General features: G+C 65.8%; 14 protein-coding genes and 1 pseudogene. 8 read left to right on the plus strand and 7 right to left on the minus strand.

The genetic code is table 11. From position 1 onward, the window contains the following. Window positions 1–1055 (minus strand): divergent polysaccharide deacetylase family protein (locus tag QZ281_RS02775; protein WP_292224506.1); only part of this gene is annotated, 1055 nt, incomplete at its 3' end. A gap of 184 nt (window positions 1056–1239) precedes the next feature. Here QZ281_RS02775 and ppc point away from each other — a divergent pair. Beyond that, entirely contained in the window at window positions 1240–3939 is a 2700-nt protein-coding gene (gene ppc / locus QZ281_RS02780; protein WP_363297263.1) for a phosphoenolpyruvate carboxylase, read from the plus strand. A gap of 9 nt (window positions 3940–3948) precedes the next feature. On the opposite strand, the gene QZ281_RS02785 is transcribed toward ppc, so the two are convergent. Beyond that, window positions 3949–4914 carry a magnesium and cobalt transport protein CorA gene (locus QZ281_RS02785; RefSeq protein ID WP_292224452.1) on the minus strand — a complete coding sequence of 322 codons (966 nt, stop codon included), beginning with the start codon at window positions 4912–4914 and terminating at the stop codon, window positions 3949–3951. Between the two features lie 123 nt (window positions 4915–5037). Here QZ281_RS02785 and QZ281_RS02790 point away from each other — a divergent pair, with 123 nt between their 5' ends. Then, window positions 5038–5433 (plus strand): UrcA family protein, encoded by a 396-nt coding sequence (locus tag QZ281_RS02790; RefSeq protein ID WP_292224454.1) that lies wholly within the window; start codon window positions 5038–5040, stop codon window positions 5431–5433. A gap of 54 nt (window positions 5434–5487) precedes the next feature. Here QZ281_RS02790 and QZ281_RS02795 read toward each other — a convergent pair whose 3' ends face one another. Then, window positions 5488–7677: a M3 family metallopeptidase gene (locus tag QZ281_RS02795; RefSeq protein ID WP_292224457.1), complete on the minus strand. Its 2190-nt coding sequence runs from the start codon at window positions 7675–7677 to the stop codon at window positions 5488–5490. Window positions 7678–7820: 143 nt separating this feature from the next. Between QZ281_RS02795 and QZ281_RS02800 the strand changes: the two genes are divergently transcribed. Further along, the gene (locus QZ281_RS02800; RefSeq protein WP_292224461.1) at window positions 7821–8678 is read left to right on the plus strand and encodes an aspartate/glutamate racemase family protein; all 858 of its coding nucleotides are present in this window, start codon (window positions 7821–7823) and stop codon (window positions 8676–8678) included. A gap of 33 nt (window positions 8679–8711) precedes the next feature. Here QZ281_RS02800 and QZ281_RS02805 read toward each other — a convergent pair whose 3' ends face one another. Together QZ281_RS02805 and QZ281_RS02810 are read right to left on the minus strand one after the other, a co-directional pair. After that, a complete protein-coding gene (locus QZ281_RS02805) occupies window positions 8712–9707 on the minus strand; it encodes a cation diffusion facilitator family transporter (RefSeq protein ID WP_292224464.1) in 996 nt (331 codons plus the stop codon). Between the two features lie 81 nt (window positions 9708–9788). After that, window positions 9789–10445: a hypothetical protein gene (locus tag QZ281_RS02810; protein ID WP_292224467.1), complete on the minus strand. Its 657-nt coding sequence runs from the start codon at window positions 10443–10445 to the stop codon at window positions 9789–9791. 248 nt (window positions 10446–10693) lie between these two features. On the opposite strand from QZ281_RS02810, the gene rplU reads away from it, so the two are divergent. The 3 genes from rplU (at window position 10694) to QZ281_RS02825 (ending at window position 12284) form a co-directional block, all read left to right on the plus strand. Then, window positions 10694–11203: a 50S ribosomal protein L21 gene (gene rplU / locus QZ281_RS02815; RefSeq protein WP_292224470.1), complete on the plus strand. Its 510-nt coding sequence runs from the start codon at window positions 10694–10696 to the stop codon at window positions 11201–11203. A gap of 92 nt (window positions 11204–11295) precedes the next feature. Next, a complete protein-coding gene (gene rpmA / locus QZ281_RS02820) occupies window positions 11296–11583 on the plus strand; it encodes a 50S ribosomal protein L27 (RefSeq protein ID WP_292224472.1) in 288 nt (95 codons plus the stop codon). A 167-nt stretch (window positions 11584–11750) separates the two neighbouring features. Then, a complete protein-coding gene (locus tag QZ281_RS02825) occupies window positions 11751–12284 on the plus strand; it encodes a GNAT family N-acetyltransferase (protein ID WP_201099943.1) in 534 nt (177 codons plus the stop codon). A gap of 62 nt (window positions 12285–12346) precedes the next feature. Here QZ281_RS02825 and QZ281_RS02830 read toward each other — a convergent pair whose 3' ends face one another. Both QZ281_RS02830 and QZ281_RS02835 read right to left on the minus strand, forming a co-directional pair. Further along, a complete protein-coding gene (locus tag QZ281_RS02830) occupies window positions 12347–12538 on the minus strand; it encodes a hypothetical protein (protein ID WP_292224476.1) in 192 nt (63 codons plus the stop codon). A gap of 138 nt (window positions 12539–12676) precedes the next feature. Continuing rightward, window positions 12677–13174, minus strand: coding sequence for a hypothetical protein (locus QZ281_RS02835; protein WP_292224478.1), 498 nt, complete (start codon window positions 13172–13174; stop codon window positions 12677–12679). 196 nt (window positions 13175–13370) lie between these two features. Here QZ281_RS02835 and QZ281_RS02840 point away from each other — a divergent pair, with 196 nt between their 5' ends. Beyond that, window positions 13371–14573, plus strand: a complete 1203-nt coding sequence (locus QZ281_RS02840; RefSeq protein ID WP_292224479.1) for a threonine ammonia-lyase — start codon at window positions 13371–13373, stop codon at window positions 14571–14573. Continuing rightward, window positions 14554–15060, plus strand: a pseudogene (locus tag QZ281_RS02845) (FKBP-type peptidyl-prolyl cis-trans isomerase); the annotation flags it as partial. The gene QZ281_RS02840 and the pseudogene QZ281_RS02845, both read left to right, overlap by 20 nt. Window positions 15061–15174: the final 114 nt, after the last annotated feature.

Here is a 15174-nt window from a genome sequence, read left to right on the forward strand (position 1 = left end):
ACCTTGGCCTGGGCTTCCAGACTGTTCAGGGCGGCGATGATGGCGGCGGGCGACTGGGTCTGGTCGATGATGCGGTCGGCGCTGGCGCGCGCCCAGGCGCCGGGGCGGCGCTGGAAGGTGCCGTCGTCGACGAAGGCCACGCCGCGCTGGCGCAGATAGGCCAGATAGGCGCTGGATGCCGTGTCGGACGCCACGAACTGGTCGCCCAGATAGTTGGTCACGCCGAAATAGCCGGTGGCGCGGCCCAGCAGCCAGTCCATCTTGGCCTGAACATCGTCGGGCGTACTGTTGGCCAGCAGGGTGTAGGGGCCGGGATCGTTGTTGGGATAGCCGGTCGGCTCCATCGGCATTTCCAGCATCACCTCGTGACCCTGGGCCCGCGCCTGGTCGATCCACGACTGCAGGTTCTCGGCATAGGGAACAAAGCTCAGCGTCACTTCCGCAGGCAGGCGTTCGATGGCGGCGCGGGTCGTGACGGCGTTCAGGCCCAGACCGCCGACGATCAGGGCCACGCGCGGCTTGCCGTTCGGGCGGAATGGGCGGGCATAGGCCTGTGCCGGAACACGACCGTCGGGCGCAATGACGGGCAGGGCGCCGTTCGGCCCCTGCTGCGACAGACCGGCGATGGGCGCCTTGATCAGCGGCGATGCGGCGTGGACCGGGGCGGAATAGCTGGCGCCGCCGGCGACGGTGGCGCCGTCAGGCAGGGTGATCACGGCCTCGCCACCCGCTGCGCCGGACGGATCGCCCGCATCGCCCAGGTCCTGATACAGGGCCATCGCGCCCATCGAAAAGGCTTCGAACCCCGTGGGTGCGGGCGTTTCGGGCGCGGCGTCGCGCTGCAGGGCGATTCTGGCCGAGGGGGTTCCGGCGCGCGGGTCGCCCAGAACCGTCAGGAACAGGGCGCTCGTCGACAGCAGGAAGACGCCCGCAATCCCGGCGATCACCGGCGGCTTTTTCAGGGCGTCAGAGACTGGCTTCAGGTTCAGTTTTCCCCGTGCGCGGGGCGGAGCCCCTGCGGCGGCGGCGAGAACGGACTGGCGTTTGGCGAACATTGAATCTGGCCGGAACCGAAGACGAAATCCTTCATGCTCATGATCGCCTGTGGGCAGTTAACAAACCCTAACGGGTGATTCACCATGACTGGAAGTTTTGGCCTCTGACATGGATCGTGCGTTGACGAGGCGGTTTCGCATACTTCACATGCGCATCTCCCCGCTAAAGCCTTGGATTAAAGCAATGATGAGCCCCGCCGCCGACGACGCCCTGCGCGACGAAGTCCGTCTGTTGGGCGGCATCCTGGGCGAAGTGATCCGAAAAGAGGGCGGCGAGGCCCTGTATGAGCATGTCGAGGCCGTGCGGCAGGCCTCCATCGCTTATCACCGCGACCCGGCCTCGCATCCGGCCAAGCGGCTGGAGAAGCTGCTGGCGGCCATGTCGGTGGATCAGGCAGCCGGTCTGGCCCACAGCTTCGCCCTGTTCTCCTTGTTGGCCAACATCGCCGAGGACCGGGCCAGCCGCCGCCGTGCGCGCGACCAGACCGAGGCGGGCGCCCGCGCCGATACGCCCGAGGGTGCGCTGAAGCGTCTGGCCGATCAGGGCGTGGACAAGGCGGCGGTGACCGACCTGCTGCGTGAGGCGCTGGTCTCGCCCGTCCTGACCGCCCACCCGTCAGAGGTGCGCCGCAAGAGCGTCATCGACCGCATCGCCGCCATCAGCGACCTGTTGGACGCCTGCGACAAGGCGGGGGCGGCCTGTACGTTAGGTTCGATCACCGAACCGCTGCGCCGCCAGATCGTCATCCTGTGGGCCACCCGTCTGGTGCGGACCCAAGGCCTGGTGGTGCAGGACGAGATCGAGACGGTGGTCTCCTTCCTGGATCGCATCTTCCTGTATGTCGCGCCCCAGCAGTTGTCGGCGTGGCGGCGTTTGCTGGACGCGCCGGACCTCAAGCCCTTCATGCGGGTCGGCAGTTGGGTCGGCGGCGACCGCGACGGCAATCCGAACGTGGATGCGGTGGTGCAGGGCGACGCCTTCCGCACCCAGTCGCGCGCGGTGCTGAACTTCTATCTGGATGAAGTGCATACGCTGGGCGCCGAGTTGAGCCTGGCCGCTGAACTGGCCGAGGTGTCGCCCGCGCTTCAGGCCCTGGCCGATGCGGCCCATGACCCGTCGCCGCACCGGGCCGATGAGCCCTATCGCCGCGCCCTGACTGGCATCTATGCGCGTCTGGCCGCCACCTATGAGAAGCTGGGCGGATCGCCGCCGCCGCGCCGTCCGCTGGTCGTCGCAGAGGCCTATCCCGGCCCGGACGCCTTTGAGGCGGACCTGAAGGTGCTGCACGACAGCCTGATCGACCAACACGGCGGTGTCTTCGCCGACGACCGGCTGACCGACCTGATCACGGCGGTCGAGGTGTTCGGCTTCCACATGGCCACGCTGGACCTGCGCCAGAACTCGGACGTGCACGAGCGGGTCGTGGGCGACCTGCTGAAGGTTGCGGGCGTCTGCGCCGACTATAGCGCGCTGGACGAGGAAAGCCGGTTGCAGGTGCTGGCCGCCGAACTGGCCTCGCCGCGCCAGCTGTTCAGCGAATATGCCGAATATCAGCCCGAAACCTTGAAGGAGCGCGCCATTCTGCAGGCCTCGGCCCGCGCTCTGGCCGCCTTCGGTCCGCAGGCGATCCGCACCCATATCGTGTCCAAGACCGATGCGGCGTCGGACCTGCTGGAGGTCTATCTGCTGCTGAAGGAAGTTGGGCTGTACCGGGCCGAAGACCCCGGCGCCTGTCCCATTCAGGCCGCGCCCCTGTTCGAGACGATCGAAGACCTTCGCGCCTCGCGTCCCACGCTGGAGCGACTGCTGCAGGAGCCTTCCGCCCTGGCCGTCGCCCGCGCGCGCGGCGTGCAGGAGGTGATGATCGGCTATTCGGACTCCAACAAGGATGGTTCCTACCTGACCTCGGGCTGGGAGCTGCATGAGGCGTCGCGCGCCCTGGTCGAGGTGACGCAGGCGCATGACCTGAAGCTGCAACTGTTCCACGGCCGCGGCGGCACCGTCGGTCGCGGCGGCGGTTCGTCCTTCGCCGGGGTTCTGGCCCAACCGGAAGGCACGGTTCAGGGGCGTATCCGCACCACTGAACAGGGTGAGGTCATCGCCAACAAATATGGCGAGCCGGAAATCGCGCTGCGCAATCTGGACGCCCTGACCTGCGGCGCCGTGCTGGCCTCGCTGGGCAAGAGCCAGGATCACGCCTTCACCGCCGATCACGGCGCGACCCTGTCGGACCTGTCGGCCCGGTCGATGGCCGCCTATCGCAAGCTGGTCTATGAGACGGACGGCTTCGTCGACTACTACCGCGCCGCCACCCCCATCGCCGAGATCGCCGACCTGAAGATCGGCTCGCGCCCGTCATCGCGGACGGCCTCGACGCGGATCGAGGACCTGCGCGCCATTCCGTGGGTGTTCAGCTGGTCGCAGAGTCGGGTGATGCTGCCGGGCTGGTACGGGTTCGGATCGGCGGTTCAGGGTCATGACATGGCCGAACTGAAGGCGATGGCCGAGGCCTGGCCCTTCTTCAAGACTCTGGTCCAGAACATGGAAATGGTCATGGCCAAGTCGGACATGACCATCGCGCGGCGCTATTCGACGCTGGTGGGCGATGCGTCACTGGCGGCCCGCATCTATGGCGAAATCCGCGAGGAATGGCAGCGCACCCATGACGCCATTCTGGCCATCAACGGCCATGACACCCTGCTGGGCGGCCAGCCCGAGCTGGATCGCCTGATCCGGTTGCGGATGCCCTATGTCGAGCCGTTGAACCACGTGCAGATCGAACTGATCCGCCGCCGCCGCGCGGGCGACGAAGACCCGCGCGTCCGCGAGGGCATCCTGCTGGCCATCAACGGCGTGGCGGCGGGCCTGCGCAACAGCGGCTGAGGCAGGGGCCTACAGCCACTTCGTCTTCTTGAAGGTGACGAACAGGCCCGTGCAGATGATGACCATCAGGGCGATTGCGCCGTAATAGCCGTAACGCCAGTGCAACTCCGGCATGAACTCGAAGTTCATGCCGTAGATGCCGGCTATGGCCGTCGGCACGGCCAGCAGCGCGGCCCATGAGGCCAGCTTGCGGGTGATGCCGCCCTGACGCTGCTGCTCCAGCAGGTTGGCGACTTCGAACACGGACGACAGGATGTCGTTCAGCCCGCCCAGACGACTGTTCACCCGCTGCACATGGTCGCTGACATCGCGGAAATAGGGGCGAACGTCGGCGTCGATACAGGGCAGGTCCAACGACTGCAGCCGCCGCGTCACCTCCTCCATCGGCCCCATGATGCGGCGGAACTTCAGCAGTTCGCGGCGCAGGGTGAACAGGCGGCGGATCTCGACGCGCGACAGGAAGGCGTCCAGCGTCTTCTGCTCCATCTCCAGCACGCTGTCCTCGGACTCATCGACGATGGGGGCGTAGGCGTCGACGATGAAGTCCAGAATGCCGTGCAGGACGAAATCCGGCCCACGCTTCAACTCGTCGGGTGAAGCCTCCAACTGAGCGCGCAAGGTCTTGTGGGCGCGTGACGAGCCGTGGCGGATGCTGATGACGTGGTCATCGCCGACGAAGATGTGTGTCTCGCCATAGCTGATCCGTTCGTCGATCCGCGCCGCCGTGCGGGCCACGACGAACAGCTCGCGGCCATAGACCTCGACCTTGGGCATCTGGTGGGCGGCCAGGGCGTCCTCGACCGCCAGCGGGTGCAGGCGGTAGCGTTTGACCAGAACATCGAACTCTTCGTCCGTGGGGTCATGCAGGCCGATCCAGACGAACTCGCCGGACTTCAGCCTCAGTCCCGCCTCCGTCAGCGGCGCCTCTCGCAGGCGCTTTCCATCCTTGTAGACGTAGGAGGCGACGACGGACATGAAATCTCCAGCAGGCGGACGGCAGTTCATGACTTAGAGGCTGAACAGCCGCAGTTGAAGCATCAGAAGCGTCCGCGACATCGTCAAGGTTTGAACCTGACTGAAATGTCATGACGTCGAATTATGAAAGCGCCGCCTTTCAGCCGCGGAAGCTTCGCCCTTTTGATCCGATCCGTCGTCACCGTGACCCGCCCCCAACGTCAAAGAGGGGTGGGAAACGGAATCAGGATCATGATCAAAATCGTCTCGCTCAACCTCGTCGCCTTCTTCGCTGCAGGGGCGGTGTCGGCTGCGCCAGTTGAGGAACGCGTCTCGTTTGGCGACCTCGACCTTTCCAGTCGGGCCGGGGCGCTGGAGTTTGATGCACGCATCAGCCGGGCCGCAGATCGCTTCTGCCGCGTGATGCGGGCTGTAGAACGCCCTATCTGCCGAAACGGCTTCCGGCACGAGGCGCTGTCCCTGCTGCCCAAGACCGCGCGAAACGACTACTCGAAAGGGCGTTTCACCATCGTCGCCTAAATGCAAAGACGCCGCCGAACGGGCGTCTTCGTTTCATGTCCTCAAGCGGGCGGCTTAGGAAACCGGGAAGCCCCGGACCTTCAGCAGGGCCGCCACGTCCGGGTCACGGCCGCGGAAGGCGCGATAGGCCTCGGCGCGGTCGGTGGTGTTGCCCGGCGCCAGCATGATCGAGCGGAAGCGGCTGGCGATGTCCGCGTTGAAGACGTCGCCCGACTCCTCGAAATAGGCCCAGGTGTCGGCGTCCATCGTTTCGGACCACAGATAGCTGTAGTAGCCCGCCGAATAGGCGTCTGACGTGAACAGGTGATTGAACTGCGGCAGGCGGTGCCGCATCACGATCTCCTTGGGCATGCCGATGCGCGCCAGGCTTTCCTTCTCGAAGGCGGCGATGTCGGTCGGCGGCGTGGCTTGCGTGTGCAGGTCCATGTCGACGATGGCCGAGGACAGGTAGCTCACCGTGGCGTAGCCCTGGTTGAAGGTGGCGGCGGCCTCGATCTTGTCCACCAGGGCCTGCGGCATGGCCTGGCCGGTCTGGTAGTGTTTCAGATAGCCGTCCAGGATCGGGCGGCTCAGCACCCAGTGCTCGTGCACCTGCGACGGGTATTCCACGAAATCGCGCGGCGTGTTGCCGAACGACGGATAGGTCACCACCGACGAGAAGTAGTGCAGGGTGTGGCCGAACTCGTGGAACAGGGTCTCGGCGTCGTCCAGCGAGATCAGGACAGGCTGGCCCGGCTCCGGCTTGGTGAAGTTGTTGTTGTTCGATCCCAGGATGATCTTGGAGCCGTCCAGCTGCGAGAAGGACCGGTAGGTGGTCATCCAGGCGCCCGAACGCTTGCCCGCACGGGCGTAGTCGTCGGTGTAGTACAGGCCGATCAGGCGGCCGCCGCGCGTCTTGTCGTGGACCTCATAGACCTCGACGTCCGGCTCGAAGATCGAGACCGTGCCCTTGGGCAGTTTCTTGAACTCGAAACCGTACAGGCGTTCGGCCATGGCGAAGGAGCCGGCACGCACCGCGTTCAGTTCGAAGTAGGGCTTCAGCTCGTTCTGATCCAGGTCGTACTTGGCCTTGCGGACCTTCTCGGCGAAGTAGAGGTAGTCCCACGGTTCGATGTCGAACCCGGCGATCGCCTTCATGTCGGCGACTTCCTCGGCGACGCGGGCCTTGGCGGGCGCCCAGACGCGGTCCATCAGGGCCTCGGCGGCTGCCGGGGTCTTGGCCATGGTGTCCTGCATGCGCAGTTCGGCATGGTTGCGATAACCCAGCAGCTTGGCGCGCTGGTCGCGCAGGGCCACGATCTCGGCGATGGTGGACTTGGTGTCGTTGGCGTCGCCGTTGTCGCCGCGGTTGACGAACTTCTTCCAGACCTGTTCGCGCAGGGCGCGGTCGTCGGCGAAGGTCAGGAAGGGATCAACCGCCGAGCGGGTGTTCAGGATGGCCCAGCCCTGGATGTTGCGGCTGCGGGCGGCGGATGCGGCGGCGGCCTTGTTCGATTCCGGCAGGCCCTTCAGGCCAGCTTCGTCGGTGATGACGGTCCAGGCGTTTTCATCGGCGACGACCTTCTGGCCGAAGCGGGTGAAGGCGTTGGACAGGGCGGTGTTGATGCGGCCCAGTTCGGCCTTGCCAGCGGCGTTCAGATTGGCGCCCGAGCGGATGAAGGCGTCGCGGTTACGTTCGGCCAGACGCTTCTGCTGGGCGCTGAGGCCTGCGGCGTCGGCGTTGTCGGCGACGGTCTTGATGCGCTGGAACAGTTTTTCGTTGAAGGTGATCTCGTCCGAGGCGGCGGACAGCAGCGGCGACAACTCGGTGTCGACGGCGTCATAGGCCTCGCCGCCGATGTTGGAGGTCATCACGCCATAGATGTTGCTGGCGCGGTCCAGAGGCTCGCCCGACAGCTCCATAGCCGCAATGGTGTTGGCGAAGGTCGGCGCGGCGCGGTTGTTGGCGATGGCGGCGATGTCGGCGCGTTGCAGTTCGATGCCTTCCAGCATGGCTTCGCGCAGCTTGGCCGGGGTCACCTTGTCGAACGGCGGCGTGCCGTCATAGGAGCCGGTCCAGACCTGCAGCAGCTCGGCGCGGGGGCGCTGGGTCGGCAGGACGGCGCGGGCTGCGCGGGCTTCGGCAGCGAGAGCGGCGGCCGTGGGGGCGGCGGCTGCGCCGTTGCGCGTCTGGGCGAAGGCTGTAGGGGCTCCAGCCATGACCATCAGGCCTGCGCTGCCGAGAAGGAGCTGTCGTCTTTGCATCGGTTGTTCCTTTGGGGGATCATTTGGACGGACCCTAGACCCATGTGATCGATCCGTCACAGGGCAGTGATGTAATTAATCGTCGCGGTTTCCCCAAGGGGCGCCATTGAGACAGGCGTCCGACAGGTCTAATAGGCCGCCGCATGGCTATTGGTGTTTTCGACTCCGGCGTGGGCGGCCTGACCGTTCATCGTGAACTGACGCGGCGCTTTCCGACGCGCGATTTCGTCTATCTGGCTGATCAGGCCCACGCCCCCTACGGCGGACGTGGCGGCGAGGACATCGTCGAGCTGACCAAGGCGGGCTGCGAGCGGCTGTTCGAGGCCGGGGCCTCGGTCGTCGTTCTGGCCTGCAACACCGCCAGCGCCATCGCCCTGCGCCGCCTGCAACAGTCCTGGCTGCCGGGACTGCGCGAACGTCTGGGCCGTCCGGTCAATATTCTGGGCATCATCGTGCCGACCATCGAGGCGGCGACCGGCAAGCCCTGGAGTTTCGAGGCCGAGCGCCCGCAAGAAGGCGAGAAAGTCGCCTCCATCGACATCACCGGCGTCTTCTGCACCGCCGCCACGGCGATCAGCCGCGTCTATGAGATCGAGATCGACAAGCGCCGCGAAGACATTGCGGTCTTTTCCGAACCCTGCCCTGGCTTGGCGGGCCTGATCGAACTGGGCGCGCCGCCGGAAGAGCTGAAGGTGGTGGTGGACGACCACGTCGACGCCTTGCGTCGTCGCATTGGCCGTCACCCGGACAAGGCCATCCTGGGCTGCACCCATTATGAGATCATCTCGGAACTGTTCGCTCAGGCCCTGCCTGCGGGCACGGTGCTGATCGAACAGCCGACAGCTGTGGCTGACGCTCTGGAGCGGTATTTCGCCCATCACCCCGAATATGATCTGGGCGACAGCGGCCGCCGTGACTTCCTGACGACAGGGCAGGCGGGGCCGCAGTCCGAACTGGTCGCCCAGTTCTGGGGCGCGCCGGTGACGTTCGAACAGGCGTAAGCGTCACCTCTCGGGTTTGATTTGAACCCAGGTTCAGCAGTTCGGGCAATCTGGCAGGTGTTCGGTTTCCAGTTGCAGGGTGGTGTGGCCGATGGAGAAGCGTGTCTTCGCCAGAGCCTGCGCTTCTCTCAACAGCGCTGTGGCGTCTTCACGCTCATGCACCAGATGGGCGGTCAGGGCCGTCTCGGTGGTCGACAGGGCCCAGACGTGCAGGTCATGCACCGCCGTCACGCCGGGCAGGGTCTTCAGAGCCGTCTCCAGCTTGGCGACATCGACCTGTGACGGGGCGCCGTCCACGGCCAGATTGACGGAATCCTTCAGCAGTCCCCAGGTCGACCACATGATCGCCGCCACGATGATCAGGCTGACGATGGGATCGACGATGGACCAGCCGGTCAGCATCATCAGCCCGCCCGCCAGCACCACGCCCAACGACACCCCGGCGTCGGCCATCATGTGCAGATAGGCGCCGCGTGCATTCAGGTCGTGCTGTGATTTGATGAACAGCAGGGCGGTGCCCAGATTGATGACGAAGCCTATGCCCGCCACCACCATGATGGTGGTCGAATGGATCGGCGCCGGATCATTGAACCGGCGAACAGCCTCGAAGACGATGGCCCCGCAGGCGAAGATCAGCAGCAGCGCATTGCCCAGCGCCGCCAGAACCGTCGCCTTGCCCAGACCATAGGTCCGCCGACCGCCTGCGATCCCGTGTCCGCCCATCCGCGCCAACAGGGCCGCTCCACCCGCCATGGCCAGGCCCAGCACGTCGGTCAGATTATGCCCGGCGTCGGCCAGAAGCGCGGTGGAGTTTACGGCGAAGCCCGCCCCGAACTCGCACACCACAAAGGCCAGATTGATGAGCAGCGCCACGGCGTAGCGCCAGTCGCCTGTGTCCACCGGGCCGTGGTTATGGCCGCCCGGCCCGTGACTGTGGCCATGGCTGTGCCCGTGATGGCTGTGGTCGTGGCCAGCATGATCGTGACCGTGGTCATGATCGGCGTGATCGTGGGTGTGCGCGGCGCTCATGAATTCGCCTATACGCCCATCAATGAAAAGGCCAAGAGGCTATATGATAACGCATTGATTGTTATCATATAATGTCCGCTTTCAGTGCTGGTGGGTCGCCACGATCAGGCCCAGTGTGATCAGGGCCAGGCCCAGAACCGCCCCCTCGTACCGCGCCCAGCGCTCCAGCCGCAGGATCGAGGCCCCTGCGCTGGCCAATGAGGTGAAGACCGCCATGCCCGCCACCGTGCCCAGAGCGAAGACCACGGTCAGCAGGCTGAGCGCCGCAATCCCCTCTGAGGCCGACGACAGGTAGATGGGCAGCAGCACCTCGCCCGGTGACAGGGCCATCAGCATGACCAGTCCCAGAAACGCTGCACGGTTCGAGACTGCAGGTTCTGGACTGTCCAGCGAAGGTCCGCCTGCCGTCACGGGCCGCTTCAGCATGGCCCGCGCCAGATAGAAGGCGCCGAACAGGAACAGCAGCACCGCCGACAGGTGGGGCAACAGGCCGCTGATCCATTGATCCAGCGCCAGGCCTGCCGCCACGATCAACCCGCCGACGACGGCGGTGGTGACGATATGGGCTAGACCGGCGACGACGACGGCGCTCAGGGTGCGGCCCGTGCCCCAACGCTGGGCGCGGCCGACCAGGACGAACGGCAGCCAGTGGGTCGGCAGGGCTGCATGGAGAAAGGCCGCAACGAATCCGCCCCCCAGCAGGGAGAGAAGCGCGGAGTCGGGGGAGGCCGGGGACATGGAGGCTCTATAACCTGTTACTGTGTAACGGTCGAGCGGGTCGTGCGCGAATTTCTGCGATCGCCCTATATATAGGTGCGGCGGACCTGTCGGGGTGAGGCGTCACGGCGACGAATTGCGGCGTGGGCTGATTTTTGGCCGGGTTCGGCGTTGACTCTCAAGCGCCCATCCGTATATGTCGCCGCTCTTCGCCCGCCGGGGTTTCCCAGCGGGCGCATTCTTTTTTGCGTTTGCGCTGAGGCTTCAACATGTACGCGGTGATCAAGACCGGCGGCAAGCAGTACCGGGTCCAACCGGGCGACACCATTGTCGTCGAAAAGCTCGACGGCGAAGCCGGCGCTGAGCTGCAGTTCGACAACGTCCTGATGCTGGGCGGCGAAAAGGGCGTGACCCTGGGCGCCCCGCTGATCGACGGCGCCATCGTCGGCGCGACCCTGATCGAAACCCGCAAGGGTGAGAAGATCAAGATCTTCAAGAAGACCCGTCGCCAGGGCTACCGCCGTACGAACGGCCACCGCCAGCTGGAATCGGTTCTGCGCATCACCGGCATCGAAGGCGCCGGCGAGACCGCCAAGTGGGACGGCAAGGTCGAACTGACGACCAAGGCCGAGATCAACCTGCGCGCCCGCAACCTGGCCGCCCGCGTCGCCGCTGAGCCGGTCGCTGCTGAAGCCGAGGTTGAAGCTGCTCCCGCCAAGAAGGCGCCGGCCAAGAAAAAGGCCGCCCCGAAGGCTGAAGCTGCAGGCGACGAAGCTTAAGAATTTCTGCGGCGCCCGAAGCGGCGCCCAGGTGTTAGAACAAGAACTGCGCTGAGCCCTTCGGGGCCCGGCCATAGGAATGGAGCGATCAAATGGCTCACAAGAAATCCGGTGGTTCGTCGCGTAACGGTCGCGACTCCGAGTCGAAACGCCTGGGCGTAAAGAAGTTCGGCGGCGAGCGCGTGCTGGCCGGCAACATCATCGTGCGTCAGCGCGGCACCACCTTCCACCCCGGTGAGAACATTGGCATGGGCCGTGACCACACCCTGTTCGCACTGACCCACGGCGCGGTGAAATTCACCAAGAAAGCCGGCGGTCGTTGTTACGTATCGATTCTCGCGGCGAACGACGACGCCGCACAGGCGCTCGCCGCCGAGTAACGCAGTCTGGAATTCACCGGATCGCGTTGCTCTCCAAGCAGCCGATCCGGACCAGGGAAAATATTCCGCGGGGAGTCTGGATCACCAGGCTCCCCGTTTGCGTTTACCCGCCTCGAAGTCCGCCCGAGCCCTCCAAGGAGACGGACACCGACAGTGAGGCGAAGTCTATGTGCGTTATCGAAACCTCTCCCGTCGTTGAGACGCGGCGTCTGATCCTGCGTGCGCCTGCGCCGCAGGACGCCCCTCGCATCGCGGCCCTGGCCAATGACATCGACATCGCCCGCATGACCCAGCGGATGCCGCATCCGTTCGGTGTGCGTGACGCCGATGACTTCGTGCTGCAGGTCGCAGCCCAGGATCCGGCGCGAGCCAACACCTTCATCATCGAGCACGAGGACCTGGGTCCTGTCGGCGTCATCGGCATGTTCGAGGGCGACGACCGGGTGCCTGAGACAGGCTACTGGATCGGTCGGGAGTACTGGGGGCGGGGTTTCGCCACCGAGGCTCTGGACGGCGCCCTGGTCTGGGCCAGCCGCAAGTGGAAGCGCCGGGCGATGGTGGCGGGGCATTTCGCCGACAACCCGGCGTCTGGGCGCGTGCTGGAGAAGGCGGGCTTCCTGTACACGGGTGAAACCCGCAAGGCCTGGAGCCAGGCCCGCCGCGCCCAGGCGGACACCCGCATGATGGTCTGGATCGCCTAGAGCCGGTCAGGCTCCAGGTCTTGACCCCAGGTTCTGATCCCAGGCGCTGGCCGCGCCTGGGATCAGGCGGCGGCGGGCGTCAGAGCGGCGATGGCGGCGACCAGCAGGGCCAGAACCGCCAGGACGCCCAGGACGATGAAGGTCATTGTGGTCCGGGCGCGCTTGCGGCGCATGCCGCCCGGGCGATACCGACGGACCGCGATCGAAGGACCGCGTTTGAACGCTTCGGAACCGGTGATGTTGTGTCGGGACAAGAACGCCTCCCCTGACTGTCGCAGAAGCGCCGCAATCAGCCGCCGCTCGCGGCAACATAATGGCGATCACTGTTATTGAGAGTTTGCGGGCGGTTCAGGCGTGACCCTAAGGCCACGCTTTTGTCCGCCCACAGCGGATTAAAGGGTGACGTTTACGACGCGACCGCCGCGCGTGTCGACATGGCGCATCAAGACGACCGGCGCTTCGCCCGCCGTCACCGGCACAATCAGGAACCAGCCGCCGTCTGGCAGGCCGGAGAAACGGAACCGTCCGTTCTCGCACCGCTCCGACCGCACATAGGCACGGTAGTCGGCCCCGGCTTCACCGGCGTCACGGGCGCGGACCACGGCGGCCGGAATGGCGGCGCGCTCGGTCGAGCCGTACAGGGTGCGGAAGCGGGCGCGGGTGTAGGGGGTGTCGGGCGTCAGGCCCGCCGAGGCGACGCAGGCGAAGGCCTTGCCGTCCTGGGCATAGGTGACGCGGCCTTCGATGGCGGCCTGACCGCCACGTTGGGACCAGGCGAAATCGTCCGCCAGGAAGGCGCCGGGCACGGCGCCGATCGGGCCGGGCGTGGGCGCACAGGCGGCAAGGGTGGCGGTGACAGCGGCAAGCGCGGCGAGGGGACGGATCGACATAGGCTCTCCTCCAGAGACTAGGGGCGTGTTCCCTTTGGAAACTTGGCCGTGGGGGACGGCTGGATCACTATCGCATGAGCCGAAGCCGGACTTCCATCGCCATGTTCGGAACCTCTGGACCCGACGCCGCCAAAGCGCGAAACAGGCAGAAGAAAATCATCGGCTCCAGAGCCGATTGTGCGATGGAAACGCCCCCATGACCGTCAGTTTTGAAGATATCCAGGCCGCCCGCGTGCGAATCGCGGGTCAGGTCGACCACACGCCAACCCGCTATTCCCGCAAGCTGTCGCAGCTGACGGGCGCGGATGTCTGGGTGAAGTTCGACAACCTGCATTTCACCGGCAGCTTCAAGGAGCGCGGCGCCCTGAACCGGCTGCTGCTGCTGACGCCGGACGAGCGCAAACGCGGCGTGGTGGCGGCCTCTGCCGGAAACCATGCCCAGGCGTTGGCCTATCATGGCGGGCGGCTGGGCGTGCCGGTCACCATCGTCATGCCGGAGGGCACCCCCTTCGCCAAGATCAACGGCACCCGCTCGCACGGCGCGACCGTGGTGATTCACGGCCTGGACTTCACCGGCTCGACCGAGGAGGCCAAACGGCTGGAGGCCGAGAAGGGCTATGTCTTCGTCTCGGCCTTTGACGACGAGGGGATCGTGGCGGGGCAGGGGGTCTGCGGCATCGAGTTTCTGGAGGATGCGCCCGAGATCGACGCCTTGCTGGTGCCGATCGGCGGCGGCGGATTGATCGCGGGCACCGCCATCGCGGCCAAGGCGATGAAGCCGGGGATCAAGGTGTTCGGTGTCGAGGCGGCGCGCTATCCCTCCTTCACAGCCAAGCGGGCAGGTCTGCCGCCGGTCTGCACCGGCCAGACCATCGCCGAGGGCATCGCCATCAAGGCGGTGGGCGATATCCCCTTCGTTCTGGCCAATGACCTGATCGACGAGGTCTTCGTCTGTGAGGAGGCCGATTTCGAACGCGGCGTCTCCTATATGGCCACCATGGAGAAGACGGTCTGCGAAGGGGCGGGTGCTGGGGGGCTGGCCGCCATGCTGGCCAACCCTGAAGCCTTCAAGGGCATGAAGGTCGGGATTGAACTGACCGGCGGGAACATCGATGCGCGGATGCTGGCCGTGGTGTTGAACCGCGAGATGGTCCGTGAACGGAGATTGCTGGTTTACCGCATTCTGGGCGATGACCGTCCGGGGATGCTGTCGGCCATGGCGGCGGTGATCGGCGGGCTGGGCGGCAACATCATCGACGTGGTCCACAACCGTCTGGCGCTGGATGTTCCGGCCAAGGGCGCCGAGTTCGACATCATGGTCGAAACGCGCGATAGCGCCCACGCTGACGAAATCGGCGAGGCCTTGAAGGAACGTGGCTATGAACTTCGGATGGGGTAAGGCGGCGCTGCTGAGTGCGCTGCTGCTGGCCGGTTGCGGTCGCGAAGCGGCGCCGGTGGACACCGAGGCCGGCAAGGCCGAAGCCGCCGCCTTCATGGCCAAGAACGCCAAGGAGGAGGGCGTCCAGACCCTGCCCAGCGGCCTGCAGTACAAGGTCGTCCAGTCGGGACCGGCAAACGGTGAAAGCCCTGACCGCAACGATCTGGTCAAGGTCGATTACGAAGGCAAGCTGGTCGACAACACCGTGTTCGACAGCTCGTTCGCACGCGGCGCACCCGCCATCTTCACGCCCGAGACGGTCGTGCCGGGCTGGACCGAGGCGCTGCAGAAGATGCGCGTCGGTGACGAATGGCTGCTCTATGTGCCGCCTGAGCTGGGCTATGGCGAACGCGGTCAGGGACGCGCGATCCCGGCCAATTCGGTGCTGATCTTCCGCATCAAGCTGCTGGATGTGGCGCGCGTGCCGGGCGGCGGCAGCGGCGCCGGACAAACGCAGAGATTGGCTTTCATACCTGTTTCCGGTCGCCGATTCTTGGGCGCCGCTGTTTTGCTGCGCGAGAAAGTGGGGCTCCGGCGCTGGAGCGCGATTTTTGTGGGTCTG

Source organism: Brevundimonas sp. (genome assembly GCF_018608325.1).
Lineage (GTDB): Bacteria > Pseudomonadota > Alphaproteobacteria > Caulobacterales > Caulobacteraceae > Brevundimonas.